The 18958-nt window shown below is 62.5% G+C and carries 24 protein-coding genes; 10 read left to right on the top strand and 14 right to left on the bottom strand.

From position 1 onward, the window contains the following. Window positions 1-48: 48 nt before the first annotated feature. The 7 genes from ACVRRC_RS21250 to ACVRRC_RS21220 form a co-directional block, all read right to left on the bottom strand. Window positions 49-684 (bottom strand): head decoration protein, encoded by a 636-nt coding sequence (locus tag ACVRRC_RS21250; protein WP_472997507.1) that lies wholly within the window; start codon window positions 682-684, stop codon window positions 49-51. Then, a complete protein-coding gene (locus ACVRRC_RS21245; RefSeq protein ID WP_472997506.1) occupies window positions 681-1901 on the bottom strand; it encodes a head maturation protease, ClpP-related in 1221 nt (406 codons plus the stop codon). Before ACVRRC_RS21245 ends, ACVRRC_RS21250 begins: the two co-directional genes overlap by 4 nt. Then, on the bottom strand, window positions 1901-3361 hold the full coding sequence (locus tag ACVRRC_RS21240) for a phage portal protein (protein ID WP_472997505.1): 1461 nt from the start codon (window positions 3359-3361) through the stop codon (window positions 1901-1903). Before ACVRRC_RS21240 ends, ACVRRC_RS21245 begins: the two co-directional genes overlap by 1 nt. Next, complete coding sequence (locus tag ACVRRC_RS21235) at window positions 3361-3579, bottom strand: hypothetical protein (RefSeq protein ID WP_102825519.1); 219 nt, start codon at window positions 3577-3579, stop codon at window positions 3361-3363. Before ACVRRC_RS21235 ends, ACVRRC_RS21240 begins: the two co-directional genes overlap by 1 nt. 14 nt (window positions 3580-3593) lie before the next feature. Beyond that, window positions 3594-5564, bottom strand: coding sequence for a phage terminase large subunit family protein (locus tag ACVRRC_RS21230; RefSeq protein ID WP_472997504.1), 1971 nt, complete (start codon window positions 5562-5564; stop codon window positions 3594-3596). A 2-nt stretch (window positions 5565-5566) separates the two neighbouring features. Continuing rightward, complete coding sequence (locus tag ACVRRC_RS21225) at window positions 5567-6148, bottom strand: terminase small subunit (protein WP_279639929.1); 582 nt, start codon at window positions 6146-6148, stop codon at window positions 5567-5569. A 155-nt stretch (window positions 6149-6303) separates the two neighbouring features. Beyond that, window positions 6304-7053 (bottom strand): hypothetical protein, encoded by a 750-nt coding sequence (locus ACVRRC_RS21220; protein WP_472997503.1) that lies wholly within the window; start codon window positions 7051-7053, stop codon window positions 6304-6306. 250 nt (window positions 7054-7303) lie between these two features. Here ACVRRC_RS21220 and ACVRRC_RS21215 point away from each other — a divergent pair, with 250 nt between their 5' ends. Beyond that, entirely contained in the window at window positions 7304-8260 is a 957-nt protein-coding gene (locus ACVRRC_RS21215) for a hypothetical protein (protein ID WP_472997502.1), read from the top strand. 5 nt (window positions 8261-8265) lie between these two features. Here the strand turns inward: ACVRRC_RS21215 and ACVRRC_RS21210 are convergent, their stop codons facing one another. The 4 genes from ACVRRC_RS21210 to ACVRRC_RS21195 form a co-directional block, all read right to left on the bottom strand. Beyond that, window positions 8266-8628 (bottom strand): phage holin family protein, encoded by a 363-nt coding sequence (locus ACVRRC_RS21210; protein WP_279647547.1) that lies wholly within the window; start codon window positions 8626-8628, stop codon window positions 8266-8268. 277 nt (window positions 8629-8905) lie between these two features. Next, window positions 8906-9493 carry a hypothetical protein gene (locus tag ACVRRC_RS21205; RefSeq protein WP_472997501.1) on the bottom strand — a complete coding sequence of 196 codons (588 nt, stop codon included), beginning with the start codon at window positions 9491-9493 and terminating at the stop codon, window positions 8906-8908. A gap of 325 nt (window positions 9494-9818) precedes the next feature. Beyond that, entirely contained in the window at window positions 9819-12521 is a 2703-nt protein-coding gene (locus ACVRRC_RS21200; RefSeq protein WP_472997500.1) for a DUF5906 domain-containing protein, read from the bottom strand. A 30-nt stretch (window positions 12522-12551) separates the two neighbouring features. Then, entirely contained in the window at window positions 12552-12782 is a 231-nt protein-coding gene (locus tag ACVRRC_RS21195) for a hypothetical protein (RefSeq protein ID WP_472997499.1), read from the bottom strand. A 25-nt stretch (window positions 12783-12807) separates the two neighbouring features. Here ACVRRC_RS21195 and ACVRRC_RS21190 point away from each other — a divergent pair, with 25 nt between their 5' ends. Next, on the top strand, window positions 12808-13131 hold the full coding sequence (locus ACVRRC_RS21190) for a hypothetical protein (protein WP_472997498.1): 324 nt from the start codon (window positions 12808-12810) through the stop codon (window positions 13129-13131). Window positions 13132-13150: 19 nt separating this feature from the next. Here the strand turns inward: ACVRRC_RS21190 and ACVRRC_RS21185 are convergent, their stop codons facing one another. The 3 genes from ACVRRC_RS21185 to ACVRRC_RS21175 form a co-directional block, all read right to left on the bottom strand. After that, a complete protein-coding gene (locus ACVRRC_RS21185; RefSeq protein WP_472997496.1) occupies window positions 13151-13372 on the bottom strand; it encodes a TraR/DksA C4-type zinc finger protein in 222 nt (73 codons plus the stop codon). After that, on the bottom strand, window positions 13365-13868 hold the full coding sequence (locus ACVRRC_RS21180; protein ID WP_472997495.1) for a phage regulatory CII family protein: 504 nt from the start codon (window positions 13866-13868) through the stop codon (window positions 13365-13367). The genes ACVRRC_RS21185 and ACVRRC_RS21180 overlap by 8 nt, the downstream gene beginning before the upstream one ends. Window positions 13869-14205: 337 nt before the next feature. Next, window positions 14206-14430 carry a helix-turn-helix domain-containing protein gene (locus ACVRRC_RS21175; RefSeq protein WP_472997494.1) on the bottom strand — a complete coding sequence of 75 codons (225 nt, stop codon included), beginning with the start codon at window positions 14428-14430 and terminating at the stop codon, window positions 14206-14208. A 53-nt stretch (window positions 14431-14483) separates the two neighbouring features. Here ACVRRC_RS21175 and ACVRRC_RS21170 point away from each other — a divergent pair, with 53 nt between their 5' ends. From ACVRRC_RS21170 to ACVRRC_RS21135, 8 genes are all read left to right on the top strand, one after another. After that, a complete protein-coding gene (locus ACVRRC_RS21170) occupies window positions 14484-15194 on the top strand; it encodes a LexA family transcriptional regulator (RefSeq protein ID WP_472997493.1) in 711 nt (236 codons plus the stop codon). A 421-nt stretch (window positions 15195-15615) separates the two neighbouring features. Next, window positions 15616-16521, top strand: coding sequence for a hypothetical protein (locus ACVRRC_RS21165; protein ID WP_472997492.1), 906 nt, complete (start codon window positions 15616-15618; stop codon window positions 16519-16521). Between the two features lie 128 nt (window positions 16522-16649). Further along, window positions 16650-16925, top strand: coding sequence for a DUF1654 domain-containing protein (locus tag ACVRRC_RS21160; RefSeq protein WP_472997491.1), 276 nt, complete (start codon window positions 16650-16652; stop codon window positions 16923-16925). Between the two features lie 123 nt (window positions 16926-17048). Continuing rightward, window positions 17049-17243, top strand: coding sequence for a hypothetical protein (locus ACVRRC_RS21155; RefSeq protein ID WP_472997490.1), 195 nt, complete (start codon window positions 17049-17051; stop codon window positions 17241-17243). After that, window positions 17240-18043 carry a hypothetical protein gene (locus ACVRRC_RS21150; protein ID WP_472997489.1) on the top strand — a complete coding sequence of 268 codons (804 nt, stop codon included), beginning with the start codon at window positions 17240-17242 and terminating at the stop codon, window positions 18041-18043. Before ACVRRC_RS21155 ends, ACVRRC_RS21150 begins: the two co-directional genes overlap by 4 nt. A gap of 11 nt (window positions 18044-18054) precedes the next feature. Next, on the top strand, window positions 18055-18330 hold the full coding sequence (locus ACVRRC_RS21145) for a hypothetical protein (protein ID WP_181092086.1): 276 nt from the start codon (window positions 18055-18057) through the stop codon (window positions 18328-18330). Beyond that, the gene (locus ACVRRC_RS21140) at window positions 18327-18692 is read left to right on the top strand and encodes a hypothetical protein (RefSeq protein ID WP_312147090.1); all 366 of its coding nucleotides are present in this window, start codon (window positions 18327-18329) and stop codon (window positions 18690-18692) included. The genes ACVRRC_RS21145 and ACVRRC_RS21140 overlap by 4 nt, the downstream gene beginning before the upstream one ends. After that, entirely contained in the window at window positions 18689-18946 is a 258-nt protein-coding gene (locus ACVRRC_RS21135; RefSeq protein ID WP_179484917.1) for a pyocin activator PrtN family protein, read from the top strand. The genes ACVRRC_RS21140 and ACVRRC_RS21135 overlap by 4 nt, the downstream gene beginning before the upstream one ends. Window positions 18947-18958 lie beyond the last annotated feature (12 nt).

Genomic DNA, 18958 nt, shown 5'->3' with positions numbered 1-18958 from the left:
GCCCCGCGGTCGCGGGGCTTTGGGGTGTTGGGTTACTGCGGTGGGCGATCAGGGGCGGATGATGATTCCCTTGGCCAGCAGGTCAGCGCGGCCGTTGGTGTCCAGGCCAGTGAGCAGGCGCTCGATCACCTCGGCGTCACGCATCACGCCGACGGCGCGAACATCGTTCACCGAGGCGTCCACCGAGGCGAACAGAATGCCGCTGGCGGCCCGGCGACCGTCGTCGGTGCCGTCGTCGTCATAGGCGGTGTACTCGCCCATGTTGGCCAGCACGGTAAGGGTGAAGCTGTCACCGACCGCGAAGTCGGTGGAGCCATCGCTGAGGGTGAAGGTCAGGCCACCACCGGTGAATGCTTGCCCGACGTTGCCATTGCCCACCACGGCGCCGGTCGGGTCGACCAGCTCGAACTTGCCGCCGTTGGCAGCCGCCTCGGTGATGGTGAGGCTGTAGGCGCCGCTGATGGCCGCACTGGTGACGGTCACCGAACCGACAGTGCCGTTACCGGTGTTGCCGGCATCGGCCGCTGGGGTCAATGCGGTGGTGGCGGTGATCAGAGCGATCAGCGTGCCAGCCTTGAGGATGCCGGAGCCGGCGGCGATGACCACCTCCTCGCGGCTGCGGGTGCCGTTGGCCTCCGAAAGGAGGAACTCGCCGGCGTACACGCCTTCGGTTTTGATGGTCATGCTTGTTTTCCTCCTTTCGAGGCTTGGTTGCGACGTCGGGCGTAGACCTCACTCGGCGCCGGGGGTTGGTTCGCGCTGGCTTGGGGGCCATCATCCAGCGGTGGCAGGTTGCTGATTTCCACCTGGCCGCTTTTGTTGGCCAGCTTCTCGAACAGCTTCGCCTTGGCCTGTTCGCCGGTTAAGCCGGCCTCGATCAGGGCCTGAGCTTCGTCAGGGAGCTTGGCTACCAGGCAGGCGGCGCGAACATCCTTGGCGCGGTTGAAATGAGCTTGCACAGCCTCGCTGCTGGCCAGCGCGCTGGCACGAATCAAGTAGCTGACGCAGTTGCTCAAGCCCGCTTGCGCGCAGTCCGCCGCAAGCTTTGCGGCCAGCTCCGCAGCTTCCGGTGTCTGGGGTTGCGGCTCGGGTTCCGGGGTCGGTTCCGGCTCGGGCGTTGGCTCAGGTTGTGGCTCGGGCTCGGGGGGCTGGTCTACTTCGCCCACCAGGCGCAGCGCGGCCTCTGGCACGTTGCGGTAGCGATTAAGGATTTTGCCGAGCGGTGCGTTGTTCACCAGGGGCTCCGCCTCACCAAAGACTTCATCGACGAAACCATGGGCCTTCGCCTCGCTGGCAGTCAGCCAGGTGGTGTCGTTGATCATGCGGCGCAGTTCGCCGTCATCGATGTTCAACGCCCGATGCTGGTAGCTGGCAACGATGCCTTCGAAAGCCTTGTCCATCATGTCGGCCATCTTGCGCAGCTCATCGCTGTCACCGGCCATGAAAGTCCAGGGGTTATGGATCATGAACATGGCGTTGTCCGCCATGGTCACGCGGTGAGCGCCGCACACCGCCACGCTTCCAGCACTGAAGCACGCGCCATCGATCTGGCCGGTGCAACGCTCGCCCAGCGCTCTCAGCGCGTTGTGGATGGCAATACCGTCGAAGAGGTCGCCACCCACGGTGTCGAAATGCACCAGCACCTGCGAGACGCCGTCGTCCACTTCCTTGAGGTCGCGGATGAAGTCTCCCGAGGTCACGCCCCAGAAGCCGATCTCGCCATAGATGTAGACCTCGATCGGCTTGCCGCCCTCCTCGCCGGCGGACTGGATGCTGTACCAGTGTTCGGCGTTGAGCTGCGGCGCGCCTTCGGCACGGTTGAAGATACGCGGCTGTTCCAGGGTGCTGATTCCCAAGCCACCCAGCATGACCGCCAGCGCGAGGCGGTTGGTCATTTTCATCATCGGGTTTCCTCTTTATCGCCCGCCAGCGCGGCCGTGTCGGTGGTGTAGTCGAGGCCGAGCGTCTGGGCCCGGGCGTTGTCGTCGGCGTTTTCCTGGTCAATGACCTCTGCGTCGTAGCCGCTTCGCAGTGCGTGTTCACTGCGGCTGGCCAGGCCTCCCTTGATCTCGAGCAGCTTGCCCTGCACGTCCTGCACGGGGTGCATGTAAGCCCAGCCTTGCGGTACCCAGCGGGTGCGCAGATAGTCGCGGCGCTTCGCCTGGTAGTCCGGCAACGCGATGGCACCGGACAACCACGCAGCGTCGAGCCATGCAGCCCGCACCGGACGGCACAGCTGGAACACGTACACACCGAACTGCAGCTGCTCGATGCGGCGGCGGAACTCGTTCAACAGCACGCGCAGGACGCGGTCGCTGATATCCGCCATATCGCCGGTCAGCAGCTCGTAGGGCAGCTCGATACCGGCCGCAGCGGCCATGAGCTGTTGCCGCATGAAGTCGACGTAGGTATCACCCGCTGAGGGCGGGTCGGAGAACAAGACTTCCTCGCCTTCGAGCAGCTCCTGCATGGTGCCCGGTTCCATCGCCACCATCGGGGTGCCGTCGGTGTCGGTGGTGAAGGGCTGACCCGTAACCGGGTCGACAGTAGGCGGGCCGTCCGGGCGAGGCTTGGTGATGAAGCCGGCGAAGAGATTGGCCACTTCCTGACGGAAGAGCACCGCGTCGTCGTAGTTGTCGAGCGACTTGAGCCGCAGCAGTACCGGCGCCAGACGCGGTATGCCACGCAGCTGACCTCCTTCGAGGGGCTCGAAGATATGCAGCACCTCGGTTGCCGGGATGCGATGCAGTGCGTTGTAAGTGGTTCCGATGGCCCGCGCATCGCCGGGGTGGTTCTTCCACATCCAGTACGCCACGCGGCGCCCGACCTGGTCGAACTCGATGCCAGCCCGGACCACGTTGCCCTTGCGGGTAACGAAGTTGCGGTCCAGCGGGACGAACTCAGGCGGCAGGATCTGCAACTGCAACGGCACCGCCAGGCCATCCTCGGGCTTGCGGTAGCGCAGCCTGACGAAGCACTCACCAGACTCTTCGACCATCCGCGCGATGACGCTCTGCTGGCCGTAGAAGTCGGTCAGGTTGTCGGCATCCGACTCGTCGGTCCAGTCGCTCCAGAGCTCGTTGATGGCGCTGCGCAGCGCAGGGTCCTTGATTTGCGCACGGGGGGTGATGCCAGTACCAATCAGGCTGCTGACCCGTTTGGAGATTCCGCTAGCGGCCCAGGGGTTGTTGCGCACCGCGGCCTTGGAGCGCTTGCGCAGCGCTGGCAGTGCTGGAATGGCGACAGCGTTCAGCGCTGCCTCCGGCGCGTCCCAGCCTTGAGCGCGGCGACCATTGCCGGCGCCCTCGTAGCTGTTGACCACCTGCAGACGGGGTGACTTAGCACGGATTCGATAACCCATCACGCCCCCTTGCCACGACTGTAGAGGCGAATCTGCCGGGGCCGGCCGTGGCGGGATTCCCGTGCGGCCTCGACGGCGTACTGGTCCTCGAGCATGCGCAGGCTGGCGAGTGATGCACGATCCAGACGGCGATCACCCTTGCTGACGCTCTGCCCTTTCTCAAGCAGTTCCTTGATCGACGCCCGGACTTCATCCAGGCGCTGTTGTGCGCTTGCCATGGGGCGCCCTCGTTTCATCGTTTCAGGTAGGCGCTGCGGGATACCCGGCGCGCGGTGGGTGATGGTGCGGGCTTTGCGAGAGGTGGGCTGGCTGTTTTCTCGGCATCCTCCTGCAGGGCAGCGACGTTGCTGCTCGCAGCTGGATGCGCGAACAAGCTGCCCTGGCTTACTGCAGCGCGCAGCCTGTCCCACTCGGCTTGGTGATAGCGGTGCAGCCCCAGGAACTGGGCAGCAGCCTGGTTGTAAACCAGCAAGTCGAGTACTTCGTTACGCTCGGCCTTGCCCTTCACCCAGACGGTACGCTTGTAGCCCTTCACGTAGACGGTGATTTTTCGCTCTGCCACTGCTTGGTCGTAGAACTCGTCGGGCAGATCTTTCGAGAAGTGCAGCGCGCCAGGGCCGTCGGCGAACGGGTAGCGGTTGTAGATCCAGTCCTTCGCAGTGTCGGTACCGATGATCCAGAGCTCTGCGCCCTGTTTCTCAGTCTGGCCGTTGTGCTTCACGTCGACCTTCGACGGGCGCTGAGCCAGAACCGGCCGGCCTGGCTTGCTCGCGCCCTTCACCGCGAACACGTTTCGCCAGCGGCGCAGGCGGGTGAACTGGTAGACCTCGTCGGTGTGGTGACCGCCGGAGTCGATGGCGGTGGCACAGATGCTCATTTCAACGCCCGACATATGCCGGTACCGGCGCTTCAGTTGCTCATCGAGCGCCTGCCAGGTGCGCGGGTCGGCCGGGTCGCCAGGCACCACTGCGAAGTCGACCACCCAGCGCTCCAGCCCTTCGCCCCACCCGATCACCAGCAGTTCAAGGCGGTTGTGCTGCACGTCGACGGCGGCGGTGAGGATCAACGCGCCAGGCGGCACCGTGCCAAGTCGGTAGTCCTCGGCGCGGGCCTTAAGCTCACTGGCCTTGGTCATCTCCTGCGCGGCGTCCCACACAAGCGCGAGGCGGGTGTTGTAGAACACCTGCATAGGCTCGTTGTCGCCGCGGTCCGCGGCCTGCTTGGCCTTGTCGTACTGCTTGGCGAGGCTATGCCAGGACAACCACCCAAGCGGCGAATAGAGCGCGTTGAGGTGAAACCCTACCGTCTCCCCATCACCCTGCGCCGTGGCGCGCCATTCGCCAGCGGCGAGCATGGCGGTCTTGTGGTGCTCCTCGATCAGCGCACCGCATTGGTCGTTGCTGCAGAGGTAATCGACACGTTTGTAATCATCGGTCCACTTGAGGCTCGTCCACTCCAACACCTGATGCTGCCCGCAGTGCGGGCACGGGACAAAATAGCGGCGCTTGTCGCTCTGCTCATACAGATCGTCGATGCGCGAGGCGCCCTTGACCGTCGGCGAGCTTGAGAAATAGAACTTCGCCTTGCGACCGAACGTGGTGCCGCGGGCCTCGGCCAGCTCGATGGGGTCGCCTTCGCTGTCGACGTCGACATCCCAGCGGTCAATCTCATCGCCGTAGATGTAGCGCGCGGCCAGCTCTGCCAAGTTGGCCGCAGAGCCGGCGGTGGTGCAGTAGAGCGTGCCGCCTTCGAATTCCTTGGTGTCGAGGGTGTTGCGGGCATCGCGTGAACGCGGCTTGGCGACGCGCTTGCTGAGTTCCGGCACCGCCTTGATCGTCTTGTCGATCCGGCTGGAGACCCGACGCGCCAGCTTCTCGCTGGGCAACAGCGCCAGAATGTTCGCAGGCGCCATATGGATGTTGCCGCCGATCCAGTTGAGCGCGATCTGCGTCTTCATCATCTGCGAGGCGACCATCGTCACCACGCGCTTGCAGGGGTGCAATGGCGACAGGCAGCGCATCGGCTCGCGGGCGAATGGCGTGCGGTCGGTGTGGTACTTGCCGGGCTCTGCGGCCCCAGTGTCCTTCGGGATGCGCTGGTATTCGTCAGCCCACTGGTCGATCCAGAGTTCGGGGTCCAATTGTAGGCCCCGCAGGTATGCCGCACGGTACGTGGCGGCACCGTCGGCATACGCGTGTTGCATGGCTAGTTCGGCTCCTTCGCCCCCTGCTCCAGCTCGGCATCCAGCTGCACGAGGCTCGCGGCATCCTCAAGGACGTTGCGCAGCAGCTCGGTCAGGCGACGTTCCATTTCCCAGGTGTCGCTGATCGCGACCAGCTCGCCAGCGACCTTCGGCGGCAGGCCCAGAATCAGATCGCGAAGTGTGCGGGCGGTGTTGAATGCTGCGAGGTCGACGGCCTTGCGCTCGACCAACTCTCCACGGCCCTTGAGGAATTCGTCTTCTGCCAGCAGCGCGAGGAAATGTTCCCTGTGCGCGCGAGCTTTCTGGTAGGAATCGCCGCCACCTGCTGGCGGCATGCTCGACGGCGGTGCGAGTGGGGTGACCAGCGCATGTACACCCTTCTCGGCACGCTCACGCTGGTGGCGTTCAGCGACACCAGCCTTGCTCGGGTCTGCGGTTTCGCCCAGCAGCGCGAGGGTGGCTTCAACGTCCACCTTCTTACCGTCTTCGGTCAGCACCAGGCGACCTTGCTTGCTCAGCTTGGAAACATACGGCCGAGACCAGCCGCGGCTATCCGCGAACTCAGCCTTTGTCATGACCGTCATGCATTCACCTGTTAACCGAAAAACAGCACGAGGGTTAACCGATTAACCCCTATTAACTAACTTCCAGCCCCACCCACTACCGCGAGAGCGGGGCTCGAATTACCCGTGGTGGGATCGACGGCCAAGGGGCCCCCGGCGCATCGCGCGGGTGGGTATCACCTACGGCGTGTGGCCAGCGCCCGCGCCATGGCTTTCTCGAACTCGATTGGCAGGACGTCCTGGGCAACAGCCTCAGCAGTGCCGAAGAAGTCGAAGCGCTTGCCGTACGACGGGCGCCGACCGAAGACCAGCACCATGCGGATGTTGTTGCGACTGCCCTTGCCCCAGCCCAAGCGCTCTGCGATCCCGATCGGGCTCCGCCCTTTGCGGACCAGGAAATACCGGCGATTGCCCTTGCGCCGGCTGCGCGTGCTGTCGGTGGCGTTCGCGTCATAGCCCTCTTGAGTGAAGAGGCCAGCTCCAGACAGGATCTTCGTCAGCCTCCCGCGCCCGATGTTGCCGTGCCGGTCCAGCTGCAGCTTGTCGCCAGGCAGCACGTACCGCCCAGACCCGAGCGCGCCGCGTCGGTGGAGCATCTTCTCGGTGCCCTTGTAGTCGCGGCCACCGCCGTAAATCTGCGGCGCGAGGTACTCGGCGGCAGGCGTTCCGCCGGCGTCCGGCTTCTCATCCTTCAGCCAGACCCGCGCCTCCATCCGTTCCTTCGTCGCCGGCTCGATGAACACGCTGTTCAATGTCCACCGCGTCGGCCGATCGAACACCGACTTCATCTCCTCGACCAGCGCCTTCTTCACCTCCTGCGCAGCGGCAGTCAGCGACAGAGCAGCCGCGAAAGGCAGCTGCTCACGCTCGAGTCGATCCAGCGTCTGCAACCGCTCACGCATTCCAGTGAAGGTCACCTTGATCATCCGAACGTCTCACCTCACCGAACCTGCCCGCAGCGGCTGCTACGACCGCTCTGCCATACCGCCCAGGCGAACACCGCCAGCCGGCCATTAGCAGCTTTGACCGTCGATCTTCAAAGCGAGTGGTGTTGAGCAGCTCAACCTGGCAAAAAACGCGGGGGAGGACCCGTTCCACTTCTTCTCTCGGAGAATGACTTGCAAAGTCGAATAGAGGACTACACTCAAGTCACTCCTCACCAAGGACGGATCTTCTATGAAATGCGCCGGCTCATTGTTGGTAGTTTCTGCGTTGATAATGGCAGGTTGTTCAACCGCCCCCGTTCAGACCCCACGAGCTACGTCAGCTTTCTCCAGACCTGATGCGATAGCGTCCACTCCTGCTGCGCAGGCTCACAATGCGGCATCTAAATTCTTCCTGAATGCGTATTTGAAAGCGGAACGTTCTGACGCTGCTAGCGACTTCCAAATGAAAGCGAATGGATTGTCCATCTTCGCAGTAGCTCTAGCTGCAGGAGGAGCGCTTACAGGGTCGAAATCAAAGCTATATAAGACGGCGGGCGCCCTGCTGGGTTTAGGGATGGGAGCTAATCAATATTTCAAACCTAAAGACCAGCGCACAATCTATTTCAATTCTGCAGAAGCCGCATACTGCTCCGGCATACATATGACCACCCTTGCTCAACACTTGACCGGCATCGACATTATGACTATCTCGAACGCCAAAGAAAAAGTAAGGAGCAACAGCGTTGAAATCAAGCAAGCCATTTACTCACAGAACTTATCTTCGCTCCCAGCACTTCAATCGGCTTCAATTGTTACTGCGGCAATTAACTCCGACGCAGACGCCACCGCGCAGCTGGCGGCATTGAACTTTATAGCATCACCTTACTTGCAAGCACACAATCGCAATCTCTTGCTCCTAAAATATGAACTCAGCGAGATAAACAAGACCGCCTTTAATATTGACGACACATTAGGAACAATCGCGAAATTATCAGTTTCACCGGCCGATGCACTTAACGCGCTGGACACCTTGAAGCAGCCTGCAGACATTGCAATGGTGCCGGGCACAAAAAATGAAACTAGCAAAAAACCCACCGAAGAAGAAAAAGTAACTTCGCTACTGATACTGCTTCCCGAAATAATCCAGACCATTTCAGACTTCAGTGCATGCACCAACGTACTTAAGCCTGTCACTACTGGCACATAGCATTCTTAGCGCAGGTCAGAACTCTCGGCCGCGGTTTTAGATACCTCATCACACACACCCGCCCGCCGCGCCAGCCAGCGCGCATAAAGCCCGCTGGCCACATCTGCCCCTAGGCACGCGACCACGCTTCCCAGCGCTGCAGAGGTCAGCAGGCTCGACCCCCAGGCCGTTGCCAATAGCACGGTCGCCAGACCGAACACCGCCGAGGCACCGAAGCGCAGCAGAACGCGCTTGATGAGCTCACCCACCGCCATGCCAGCCGCATCGGCCCGCCACATCTCGCCGGTAAGCCCTGCTAGCGCCACCAGGATCAGCAGCCACGTCGGAAGATCGGCCAGCGACTGCTGCACCTGTTGTTCGGTAGACATGCTTGACCTCCAGCGGCACAAATGAAAAAGGCCCACCGTTTGGGGTGAGCCTTGGAATGGGTGCCCCCTTGCGAGGGCTGGCCTGCCGGGGAACAGGCCGCGACACAGCACGTCGCTCGGCGGTTATCGCTGCGGGCGCAGCTCTACAACCATGGGCACTTTCTACAGCCGACATGCAACGCCCGCAACCGCCCGTTTTTCGCGGCGCTGTTCAACACGGTTGAGCACACTTGAGCACGGTTGAACGCCGTTCGCGCCAAACCAACCCGACGAACGGTCATCCAGCGGCGCCGACTTTCCGCAACTCCGCTGCCGCCTTCACCGCCCGAGCAGCGGCCTTGCGATCGGCCACCCGCTTGCGCTCAGCCCGTGCGTTCTCCCGGGCTACGTCCCGCGCCGCACGCGCACGCTTCACCGCCGCCGCATGCGCATCCGTTCCCCGCTCCGCCGCCTGCAACCTCGCCAGCGCCACCGGCCACTCCGCCTGTAACTCCGCATGCAGCTCGTCCACCTGCGCCCGATACGACCGCATCGAGATACCCAGCCGCGAGCACTGCGCCGCCACGGCGACCGCCTGCGGCCCCTGGCAATAGCGCACATGCGCCAGCCGCTGCAGCACACGGCCACGCGATCCGAGGCCCAGCGGCGCATCCTTCGCCATACCATCCAGCGCCATGCTCACCGCCTGGCTCGCCCGACTGATCGCCACCGCGCACTCCACCAGCGACAGGCAGCGATGCCCGCCCACACCGCCCGGCGCATCGTCACCCATCCGCCCCAGCGGCGAGGCGATGGCCACATCCAGAGCGGGGTTCACAACCTCACGGCCCCACGCCTGCAACAGCACCTCCATGGCCTCGATCATGCTCTGCCCCCCAACCCGACACAAAACCCGCAACCCAACACAAACCCAACACACTCAAAACCCTTATAAATCAATGCCTTCAAAGCAACTGTGTTAGGTGTGTTGGGTTTGTTGGTTTTTTCGGTCCTCGCGTAGCAATTTTTTCCATCCGCATCAGCCCCGTTCAGAGGCTGCAATACAACACACGCACGCGCGCGCGCGACATGAAACCCAACACACCCCCCACAGCCCGCGCAAAGCCGCGCAGCTGCTGGCCTCTCGCTGTGCCGGGTGCGCAAACCAAACCCAACACAACCCAACACACCCAACACACTTTTCGCCGTTCTCATGCCGCAGCCCCCTTCAAATGCTCCCAGCCGTCCACATCCCAGCCCGCCAATTTCGCCCTCGCCCGCCAGGCAGCCACATGCTGGCCAAGCGCAGCCGCGCTCATAGATGGGGGCAGGGAAGAGTCAGGGTCACTGGGAAAGAAGAAGGCCCCGAAGCGCCGGTTCGCCCCCTCCGTCCAGGGGATCGACCGCGTCTTCTCCACCTCGGAGCTGATGAACAGGCTGAACTTCGTCTGGCTCATCGCGTGTTCACGGTTGCGCTGGCACCACTCGAGGAACAGCGCATAAAGGTCCGTCGAAAGGCACGCACCCCAGAGCTTGTGCCCCAACTCGCCGTGCTGCCACTGATGGAGGAAGGTCTGCCAACCAGCCCGCGACAACGCCACCAGCCGCTGCCGGGCATCCGTATGCGGCGGACGCGTGCGCTCATTGAAGTCGCCCAGGTCCACATCCAGCAGCCAGCCGTAAAGCGCAGCCACGCCACCGTTCGCCAGCTCCGCGCCGATCGCCTTCTGCCTCGCCGGCGGCAACGTCTCCTGCGGCCACACCACCAGCATGCGCCGGTCACTGTCGCTGATCGGCCACGGCAGGATCTCGTTCGAGAGGAAGACGGCATTCATATGGTTCGCCTCCTCCCAACCGTTGATGAACTTCGACTCCATCCGCACCGTCTTGCCGGTGATCAGATGCTTGATCTTGCCCACCTGGTTGTAACGCTGGTCCCGCGACACAACCTCCTCGAACACCGCCCAAAGCTTGCGGCTCTGCCACGCGTTGAAGGATGACTCCAACTGCGTCTGCCCGACCGTCGCCGCGTACAGCCCGAACAACTGGCCGAACGCATCGGCAAAGAGCAACGACTTGCCCGAGCCCTCAGTGATCGAATGCGCCAACACAGCCGTGTCCATTTTCGCGCCCGGGTGCTGCAACGGGTAAGCCAGCCACTTCTTCAGCCAGTCGAAGGCTTCTTCCTCGTGGTTGCACAAAAAGGAGATCAACCAGCGCAGGTTCTCGCACGCCGCGTCATCGCGCACCGGCTCCAGCGGCAGCCCCTCGAACGTGTTGATGTACACGGCCGGGTCCTTCGTCATCGTCGGGTCAAACACGATGTGATCAACATCCACTGTCCGCCGCTCAGCGCTGTTCAGCCACAGCGCATAGGCATCGCCCAGCGCCATCTTCACCGCGCCTTCCGGAATGCGGCGCTTCTTCTCGCGGTCCCACACATCCTTCGTCCCGTCGATGTACACATACCGCTCGATGGGCGTCATCCCCAGCGCCGAGGCCTTCTTGCCAGCCATCCGCCGCGCCTGCTCCAGCTCGCGCACCGTATCCGCGCCGATCAGCTTCTTGGCCACGTCATCCAGCCAGGCCTTGGCGAGCGGCTTGCTCACCAGCGCCTCGAACGCGGTCTTCTTCATCATCGCTTTCTTGTCTTGGTCCCAGATGTGCGTGGTGCCTTCCACCAACGCAAACCGCCGCAGGATCTGCTCCGCCGTAAAGCCCGCCCCCTGCCCCCCGTTGTCGGAGGTGCCGGCCGGCGCAGCGCCTTCGTCATCAGATGGGGTCGGGGAAGGCTTGCCAGCAGCCACCGCAGCGTCGAGCTGCTGCGCTACCGCATCCAGCCCCCACGCCACATGCACATCGTTCCAATCTTGCCCCGCCTCGCCTTCGGCCGGCTGGGTCGGGAAGGCAGCAATGCCGCCCACCTCTCCCGCCGCCGCTTCCGCCTTCTTGCGGCCCGGGTTGCCGGGCTTCGTCGGGTCATCGTCACCGGCAACCAACAGCAGCGCATCCGGGCATTGCGACGCCAGGTCACGCGCTACCGCCGGCATGTTGCCGGAGTCCAGCGCCATCGCCACCGGCCAGCCCTTCGCCATATGCACACTGGCAGCCGTCGCATAGCCCTCGGCTTCGCCGATCACCGCCGCGCCGTCCAGCTCGCCCAGCACATGCCGGCAACCCGCCTTGCGCCCGTATTTCGGGAACAGCTTCGTGCCCTGCTCGTTGATCGCCTGCAAGCTCCACAGCTTGCCCGTCGCATCGCGCAGCGGAATGGCAATGCTCCCCGCCTTGAACATCAGGAACGACAGCGAATCCGGCCTGGGCTTGGGCATGGCCGCGAAGAACTCGCGCGTCTCGCTCCCCACCCACACGTCGCAGCGCTGCCGCTCGTCATCGATGGCCAGCACAACCGTGTAATGGAAATAGCCAACACCAAAAGCCCCCACCTGCTTGCGTTCCAGGTAGGGGCTTTCGCCTTGCGGCTTGCAGTGCTTCGTCCAGATCAACTCGCAGGCAGCGGCCACGGCTTCGCGCATCACCTGCGCCCTCGCCTCGTCCGCCTCGATCTCCGCCTGCCGCATTGCCCGCCGCGCTTCCGCCTCGGCATTCAGCCGTCGCTTCTCCTCGGCGGTGATCGGCTCCCGGCGTGGCCGCCAGCCGTTGTCATGTGCCAGCTTGATCACCGTGCCCATGCCCGTGCCCGCCTTGCGGAACGAGCGCCATACCGTCTTCGCATCCGCCGTGCTGTAACTGTCAGCACCGGCACTCCAGGTATCCCAGGCATCGAATCCGTTATTGCCGAACTCCGCCTTGATGCCCATACCCACCAGCAACCAGGTGTCGCGGTCATCGGCGGGGATGTACTGCAGCAGCTCGGGGAGATCGGCCAGGGTGAGAGGTACGCGTTCAGACATGTCTGTGCCCTCCCACCATCAAACGGAGGCTCAGGCGGCCAGCTGCGCTTCGCTCATCGCCTGCGCTAGGGACAACACCCGCGCTCGCTTCGGCGCTTCGAACGTGGTGCAGTTGGTCAGCGCAAGGTCGCCGTCCTCGAGCCGCGCTCGGCCATCCCAGTTGTCCACGATTCGCTCGCAGCCCAACGCTTCCTTTAGCGCTGTGGCATTCGTGGTCTTGCCCGCGCCTTGTGGCGCAACGATGATGATCAACTTGTTCATGGACGGCCTCACTGGAGAAGAAAGCATGTTGAAGGGTGAACTGCGCCAAACTCACTTCCCCTACTGTCTCGACCGCCTGGAAGACGGCAGCTACGTGTTGCTCAACCGCAACTACAAGCCAATCGGGTTCATGACAGGCGAATGGATCAACTACGAAGAACACCCCATAGGCATGAGGCTCCCTGGCCTCACTGAACAACTCGCCGCCGAGCTGGACGCCCGCGGCCGAGCAAATCTGGATCGCATCTACTTCTACAACGATGGCTGCGTGCCTACAGACGGGAACGAAAATATGCAGGCCTACCTGGCACGGCTTGCCAAGCTGATGGCGCTGCGCATCGCGGACTGACGCAAAACGGGGGTGAGCATCAACCACGCCTCACCCCCGCATTCCGCTTGTCCTCGTCCGCCTGGCAAGCGATACACAGCCGGCCCCCCCTCACCGCCTCGCGCCGCGCAGGCGGAATCTCGTCGCCGCACTTCTCGCACTCACTCAAGCTCACGCCCACGTAGCCCACACGGCGGGCAATCGCCGCCTCCCGGTCTTCCAGCTCGCGCTGTTGCGCCAGTTCGAATGCGCGCTCATCCATGGGCCACCTCCCCGCCTGCCCTGGCTTCGGACATCGCCAGCTCAGCGCCGGCGACAATGCCCAGCACATGGCCGATCACGCGGTTGGCGTGGTAGCGCAGCGCCTCGACTTCGTGCGGCAGCCAGACATTGTCCGCAGCGCCCTCATGCAAGCTCGCCACAAAATCCCCTTCCGCTCGTAGCAGCTTGCCCAGCGCATTCAGCGCAGCATGCGTGGCCGGTACCGGCGCGGGCACGTAGGCCACCGCACCGGCCGGGCGCACCAAGGCCGCCAGCAGGCGCGGGTCGCGCGTGGCCGCAACGATTTCTTCTAGGAACTCAGGGTGAATGGGGCGATTGCTCGTAGGGCTGACGCGCTTGTTCAGCTCGTCCGGGTCCATCCCGATGGTCAGCGCCACCGCGTTCTGGCCCCCTGTTGCATCGCGTGTGGCGCGGTAGAGCGCCTGGCGGGTGTTCAGCACCGGGCCCTTGCCCGGTAATAGATCCTTGCGGCTCATAGCGTTAATGCCCCGGTAACGCTGTAGCCAGCCGCAGGGCAGTTGCCCTACAGTTGGCGCACAGCTCGCGACCCTTCCCGATACGTGCTGTGTCCTCGGGTCGCGGGTTGAGGTAGTCAGGGGTGGTACCCGTCTACCGGAACGCTGGGTCAAGGCTGCTTTACTTTGGTGAGTGGGCGCCTTGATTCCAGCCTCTACATCCACCTGCCGCCGTGGCGTCAGGTTTAGTGCTCTTGGCCCTTGGGCCTATGCCGACCCAGGTCTGCTGGGTAGGCTCCCGGAAGCGGCCTCCGCTAATACTGGAATGTGCCGTGTCCCGGCGGGGTTGATGTCGAAATCAGACAGCAGATTTATGGAGAGCCGCCGCCGCGCTCACTGCTACAGACAAACCGCCAACCTTCTGCGCATAGAGCGACTCGATCGCCTTGCCTGTGGTGTAGCGAATATCGGAGCCATTAAGCGCGCGGTGGATCGTAGGCTGGGTGGCGCCCACCGCCTCGGCGATGGAGCCTTGGGTATAACCCAGCTCTATCAGCCCTTCGATCATGTTCTTGATGGTCATCGTCAAATCCCATGCGCACTCGCATTGGAACAAATAATACGCATACGTATTGAATGAATCAATACACTCGTCAATACGTTTTTGGATCGGACGCAACCATGCATATAGGCAAGCGACTTGCCGCAAAGCTGGAAGAGCTTGGCTGGTCGGAGGGCGAGCTGAAACGCCGGTCAGGGGTATCGCAGCCGACCATCCACAGGATCATCACTGGTGAGTCGCAAGACCCCCGCCAGAGCAACGTCGAGAAGATCGCCAAAGCGCTCGGCGTAAAAGCGCACTGGCTCCGCCACGGCGGACCGGACGCCGAAAGCATGAACGAAGGATCGGGAAGCTACGATCTGGAAATGGAACCGGGACCAGAAATCATCACCCCCTATCGCCCGATCAAAATCGTCGGAACCGCACAACTGGGTAACGAGGGTTACTGGCACGCGCTAGATGGAGGTGACGGAATGGTCGACGTGCCCTCTCGCGATCCGGATGCCTACGCATTGCGCCTGCGCGGCGACTCGATGGCCCCGGCGATCCGATCCGGCTGGATCGCCGTCTGCGAACCAAACCATTCATGGGTACCAGGTGAGTACGTGTTGATCTGCCTCACCAGCGGAGAAAGCATGGTCAAGGAACTGCTCTACGCCAACGACACCGAGGTCAGCGTCATGTCCGTCAACGACGCATTCGGCCGCCGCACCATCCCGGTCGAGCAGATCGAAACCATCCACTACGTCGGCGCCATCCTGCCGCCGAGCAAGGTCAGGGTATAGCCGTACTGGCAGACTCGAATAAGCGGTACGATGTGCAGCGCAACTAACTTCCAAGGTCGGAATAGCAACCATGCCGAGCGATACACGTGAAGCGCTAGAGTCTCTCGAGGTTACCTCTGGTGATCTGGTCCGTTTTCTTGATGCGACCAGAGAGAATGGTGCTTGTAGAGAATGTGGTCATAAGCAGTGGGTACTCCACGCTGACATTGAGGGCCCGCGAGAAGGGGGAGATGAACTCGTAGCTGAACTCGACACTGAAGCGAAAGTAATCGTTTTTGAGTTGGAAATCGCGAAGCTCACGGCATTTCAACCCTGCGCACTCATCCATTGCGCTTTCTGCGGAACGATGAGCCTTATCAATTATGCTGTTCTTGCAAGGTGGGTGAAAAAGAACCCAGTGGCTGAGAAGGATTAGGAAACAATGGAATACAGTTCCTACCTGATGGCTAATAAGACCCTTGAACAGCTAGATAAAGAAGAGAAGGCAGCCAAAACCAGGATCGTTCGTCGAGCCGGTACCGGCCAGTACATTTTTGAAACGGGCGATTTTTTTGGGGCGGAACGTGATCCCGGCTTCATTGTAGTGGCGGCCGATAGGCCTTATCTATCTGTGGAAGAGCCACGGTTGCCCCATGATTTAATCGGAGGACTGGCTACAACCCATCGTCCGCACCACGCCTACTACCCATTTGGTAAACTAGGACGTAGGTTAAGTGAAAGCTCCAAACCAGAAGAACCCAAAGCGAATCGAGAAAGCGAATCCGAACCCACCATGACTGATGCTCGCAGCGACAATTTCGAACGCGCTTTGCAGGCGATCGAGGACAGGATCGACCGGCGCATTGATCGCATGGAGAGATCTGAATCAGCTCGTGCTGACGCTTATAGACGTGAGCAGGAGGCGCGTGATCGTCTCTATACTGAACGGTTCGAGGCTACCAATCGTCGAATTGAGGATCGTGAGCAAATCATCGACACAAAGCTGTCGGCAATGAGCAGCTCGCTTGCAGCCATTACCGAGAAGGTCAGCGGCTTTGAACGCAAACTGGAGGAGACGGTCGATCAGGTCAAGTCCGACAACCGTGACAATTCGCGTCATCTCTCTCAGCTATTGCTGGCTGCGGTCTTAGGGTTGTTGGCTGTCAACGGCACTATGATTTTCGGGGCAAAAACCTTTTTTGACTCGGGACGAGAGGCCGCAGCTATTCAGTCGAGCATTGAGCAACTCAAGAGGAGCATAGAGGCGCGGCCAATTGCGTTACCTCCAGCGAACTCTGATACCACCAAAGCCTCAAGTCCATCGCCTGACTTACCTGCTGGAAAGTAGAAGTACGATTGATCAGTGGCCCTCCGCAACGAGGAGCCACTAATCCATGACCCCTCTGCTTTCTTTACATATCAATCGCGGCGTTCGTCCATCAGTTGCCAGGCTTACCCGCTCCGTATACTGTCTAAATGAACAGTATAAAGGAGGCTTTTATGCAAGGGCATGCTGCGCTATCCCACCCCTCTCACTTCTCGACCTACCACCGCTTAGTGCGGCGTGTAAATCGGGTCATCAGTACGCCGCGCGCCCAGCGAGAGCGGCAGGCGAACCTCGCGCGTGAGCCGGATGATCGCCCTGAGGACTGGGATCGACTCCTCGACGAGATCCAGCAGGCCGATGGCGTTGTCCTGACCAGGTGCAGTGACGGGAGCGTCTACGTTACTTGGCGTTCAGCCGATCTGTAACTCCAGGATCGTTACCACTCATTCATATTCGTCTAGCCGTGCATTTGATTCGCTAGCGTATTGACCAGCCCAATACGCTGACGTATTGTTCTCCGCGTACCCACTCACCACGGGATCGCGACAATGGACACAGCACAGCACCGCAGCACCCGCTGCCCGGTCTTTTTGCACCCGGCAGCGGCATCCAACCCCTTCACCGTACGCCGCATCGAACGTGAAACAGGCCTGACCGCTCACGTCACCCTGCGCACGGCTCAGCTCAAGCGCCACACCCTGCCCGCCTTCGAGGACTTCGGCCCGTTCGGTGGCGCAGCATGAGCACCTTCTCCCTCACCAGAGGCAGCGAAGCAGTCCTAGGCATGCTCGCCAGCCAGGCCGGCACCGAAACCCTGCTGCTCACCCAGCCCGCCCGCGAGCTGCGCGCTGAGATCAGCATCGAGCCCTTCGCCAGCGAAAGCGGCAACCAATTGCTGGCCGTGCTGTTCATGCGCGAGCAGCGCCACAGCATGACCCTCCAGCGCAACGACGGCGCCAACGTCCAGCATCTGGCCGATTGGATCGAGGCCGTCGCCAACGGCACGGTGGATACGGCCGAGGCCATTCCGCAGCGCGAATCGGGCGCCTCACTCGAAGAAACTGACCCGCTCGCCGCACCTGATGATCTCGAAGCGGCCACACTGGCGTTCAACGGCGCTTCTCTCCAGCTGCAGGGGGCCACTACCGAGCTCCAAGCCATAACCAACAGCGCTGCGGAGTGCCCAGACACGTTCGAAATCGACGGCATCAAGGTTCGCAAGAACGATGTGGGCGACTGGGAATACCTGAGCGAAGGCAACCAAGGCGAACTGGTTGCTTGGAATTACTGCGCCGACATCTTCGGGCCATTTGGCGGCAGCGGAATTGAAATGCTGCTGGACGCCTATGCGCAGCTCCTCGGCGAACGTCAGGCCGCCACCACCCCAGATGGATGGCAGTTGGTGCCGATGGAGCCGACGCAGGCCATGCGCGAGGCGTTCCACGCGGCAACCGAGCGCTATGAAGACGGCTTTGGCGAAAGTCCGGATAGCCAGTGGCACGCCATGCTCCGCGCCGCCCGGGCCACCAGCCCCGCAGCTTGAGGCCCGCCACCATGAACCGCACCCTCGACCAGGCCGCCGCCGTGCTCGGCATTGGCCCGCGCAAGCTGCGCGCTCGCATGCGTGAGCTGGGCCTGCTCAACCACGCAGGCGAGCTCATCAGCAGCGAGCGCGGCCAGGGCCGGCTGTTCGTCGACACCCGCAGCCGCTGGAACCCGGCCATCAACAGCTACACGCACTACGGCGTCGTCATGGCCACCGAGGCCGGCATCGCCTGGCTGGCCGATCAGCTGGGCATCACCGTCACCAAGAAGGACGCCGCCGCATGACCACCTCTGCCACCCAACACGCGATCGGCGCGCTCAAGCTCACCAGCCTGCACCTGGACCACCCAACGGTGGTACCCGCCAAGGTGCTGCGCGGCGCCTGCTCGGAGGCCATCGCCCACCTGCAAGCCAACCAGCCCTACGCGGACGACCTCGGTCGCCTCTGGTGCGCGTTGTTCGCCGTGCTGCCGTCAGGCTACCTGCCGCACGTCACGCTCACCCCGGAGCAGGCCGCACCGTTCGGCTGCGTGATCACAGACGGCACGGGCAGCGTGGTCGACCGGCAGGCTGGCAAGACCATCGAAGGCATCACCGAACTGATCCGCCTCCGCCTCCCGGCGGGGCGCGGGGAGGTGCAGCCATGAAGCCACAGCCGCAAACCACGCTCGACACCCTGCGCAGCCGCTACCCCGGCAACTACATCACTGCCGAGCAGCTGCTCGCCGACCACCTGCCGCACATCACCACGGTCAAGCACCTGCGCCGCAAAGTTCGCGAAGGCCAGCTCAACCTCAAGATCCGGCAGCTCGACCCGAGCTCCAACCGCAGCCCCTGGGTCATCTACCTACACGATCTGGCCGACTGGCTGGATCAAACCGCCGCCGCGCAAGCGGCATAACCCGCCCCCACC

The sequence above is a fragment of the Stutzerimonas sp. LR2 genome, assembly GCF_055755175.1.
Note: the sequence above shows the minus strand (reverse complement) of the source record. Positions and strands in the feature narration are given on the sequence as shown.

Bases quoted from the DNA above. Each gene is read 5' to 3' on its own strand.
- ACVRRC_RS21250 (WP_472997507.1), bottom strand. From the start codon at position 684: ATGACCATCAAAACCGAAGGCGTGTACGCCGGCGAGTTCCTCCTTTCG.
- ACVRRC_RS21245 (WP_472997506.1), bottom strand. From the start codon at position 1,901: ATGAAAATGACCAACCGCCTCGCGCTGGCGGTCATGCTGGGTGGCTTG.
- ACVRRC_RS21240 (WP_472997505.1), bottom strand. From the start codon at position 3,361: ATGGGTTATCGAATCCGTGCTAAGTCACCCCGTCTGCAGGTGGTCAAC.
- ACVRRC_RS21235 (WP_102825519.1), bottom strand. From the start codon at position 3,579: ATGGCAAGCGCACAACAGCGCCTGGATGAAGTCCGGGCGTCGATCAAG.
- ACVRRC_RS21230 (WP_472997504.1), bottom strand. From the start codon at position 5,564: ATGCAACACGCGTATGCCGACGGTGCCGCCACGTACCGTGCGGCATAC.
- ACVRRC_RS21225 (WP_279639929.1), bottom strand. From the start codon at position 6,148: ATGACGGTCATGACAAAGGCTGAGTTCGCGGATAGCCGCGGCTGGTCT.
- ACVRRC_RS21220 (WP_472997503.1), bottom strand. From the start codon at position 7,053: ATGATCAAGGTGACCTTCACTGGAATGCGTGAGCGGTTGCAGACGCTG.
- ACVRRC_RS21215 (WP_472997502.1), top strand. From the start codon at position 7,304: ATGAAATGCGCCGGCTCATTGTTGGTAGTTTCTGCGTTGATAATGGCA.
- ACVRRC_RS21210 (WP_279647547.1), bottom strand. From the start codon at position 8,628: ATGTCTACCGAACAACAGGTGCAGCAGTCGCTGGCCGATCTTCCGACG.
- ACVRRC_RS21205 (WP_472997501.1), bottom strand. From the start codon at position 9,493: ATGATCGAGGCCATGGAGGTGCTGTTGCAGGCGTGGGGCCGTGAGGTT.
- ACVRRC_RS21200 (WP_472997500.1), bottom strand. From the start codon at position 12,521: ATGTCTGAACGCGTACCTCTCACCCTGGCCGATCTCCCCGAGCTGCTG.
- ACVRRC_RS21195 (WP_472997499.1), bottom strand. From the start codon at position 12,782: ATGAACAAGTTGATCATCATCGTTGCGCCACAAGGCGCGGGCAAGACC.
- ACVRRC_RS21190 (WP_472997498.1), top strand. From the start codon at position 12,808: ATGTTGAAGGGTGAACTGCGCCAAACTCACTTCCCCTACTGTCTCGAC.
- ACVRRC_RS21185 (WP_472997496.1), bottom strand. From the start codon at position 13,372: ATGGATGAGCGCGCATTCGAACTGGCGCAACAGCGCGAGCTGGAAGAC.
- ACVRRC_RS21180 (WP_472997495.1), bottom strand. From the start codon at position 13,868: ATGAGCCGCAAGGATCTATTACCGGGCAAGGGCCCGGTGCTGAACACC.
- ACVRRC_RS21175 (WP_472997494.1), bottom strand. From the start codon at position 14,430: ATGACCATCAAGAACATGATCGAAGGGCTGATAGAGCTGGGTTATACC.
- ACVRRC_RS21170 (WP_472997493.1), top strand. From the start codon at position 14,484: ATGAATCAATACACTCGTCAATACGTTTTTGGATCGGACGCAACCATG.
- ACVRRC_RS21165 (WP_472997492.1), top strand. From the start codon at position 15,616: ATGGAATACAGTTCCTACCTGATGGCTAATAAGACCCTTGAACAGCTA.
- ACVRRC_RS21160 (WP_472997491.1), top strand. From the start codon at position 16,650: ATGAACAGTATAAAGGAGGCTTTTATGCAAGGGCATGCTGCGCTATCC.
- ACVRRC_RS21155 (WP_472997490.1), top strand. From the start codon at position 17,049: ATGGACACAGCACAGCACCGCAGCACCCGCTGCCCGGTCTTTTTGCAC.
- ACVRRC_RS21150 (WP_472997489.1), top strand. From the start codon at position 17,240: ATGAGCACCTTCTCCCTCACCAGAGGCAGCGAAGCAGTCCTAGGCATG.
- ACVRRC_RS21145 (WP_181092086.1), top strand. From the start codon at position 18,055: ATGAACCGCACCCTCGACCAGGCCGCCGCCGTGCTCGGCATTGGCCCG.
- ACVRRC_RS21140 (WP_312147090.1), top strand. From the start codon at position 18,327: ATGACCACCTCTGCCACCCAACACGCGATCGGCGCGCTCAAGCTCACC.
- ACVRRC_RS21135 (WP_179484917.1), top strand. From the start codon at position 18,689: ATGAAGCCACAGCCGCAAACCACGCTCGACACCCTGCGCAGCCGCTAC.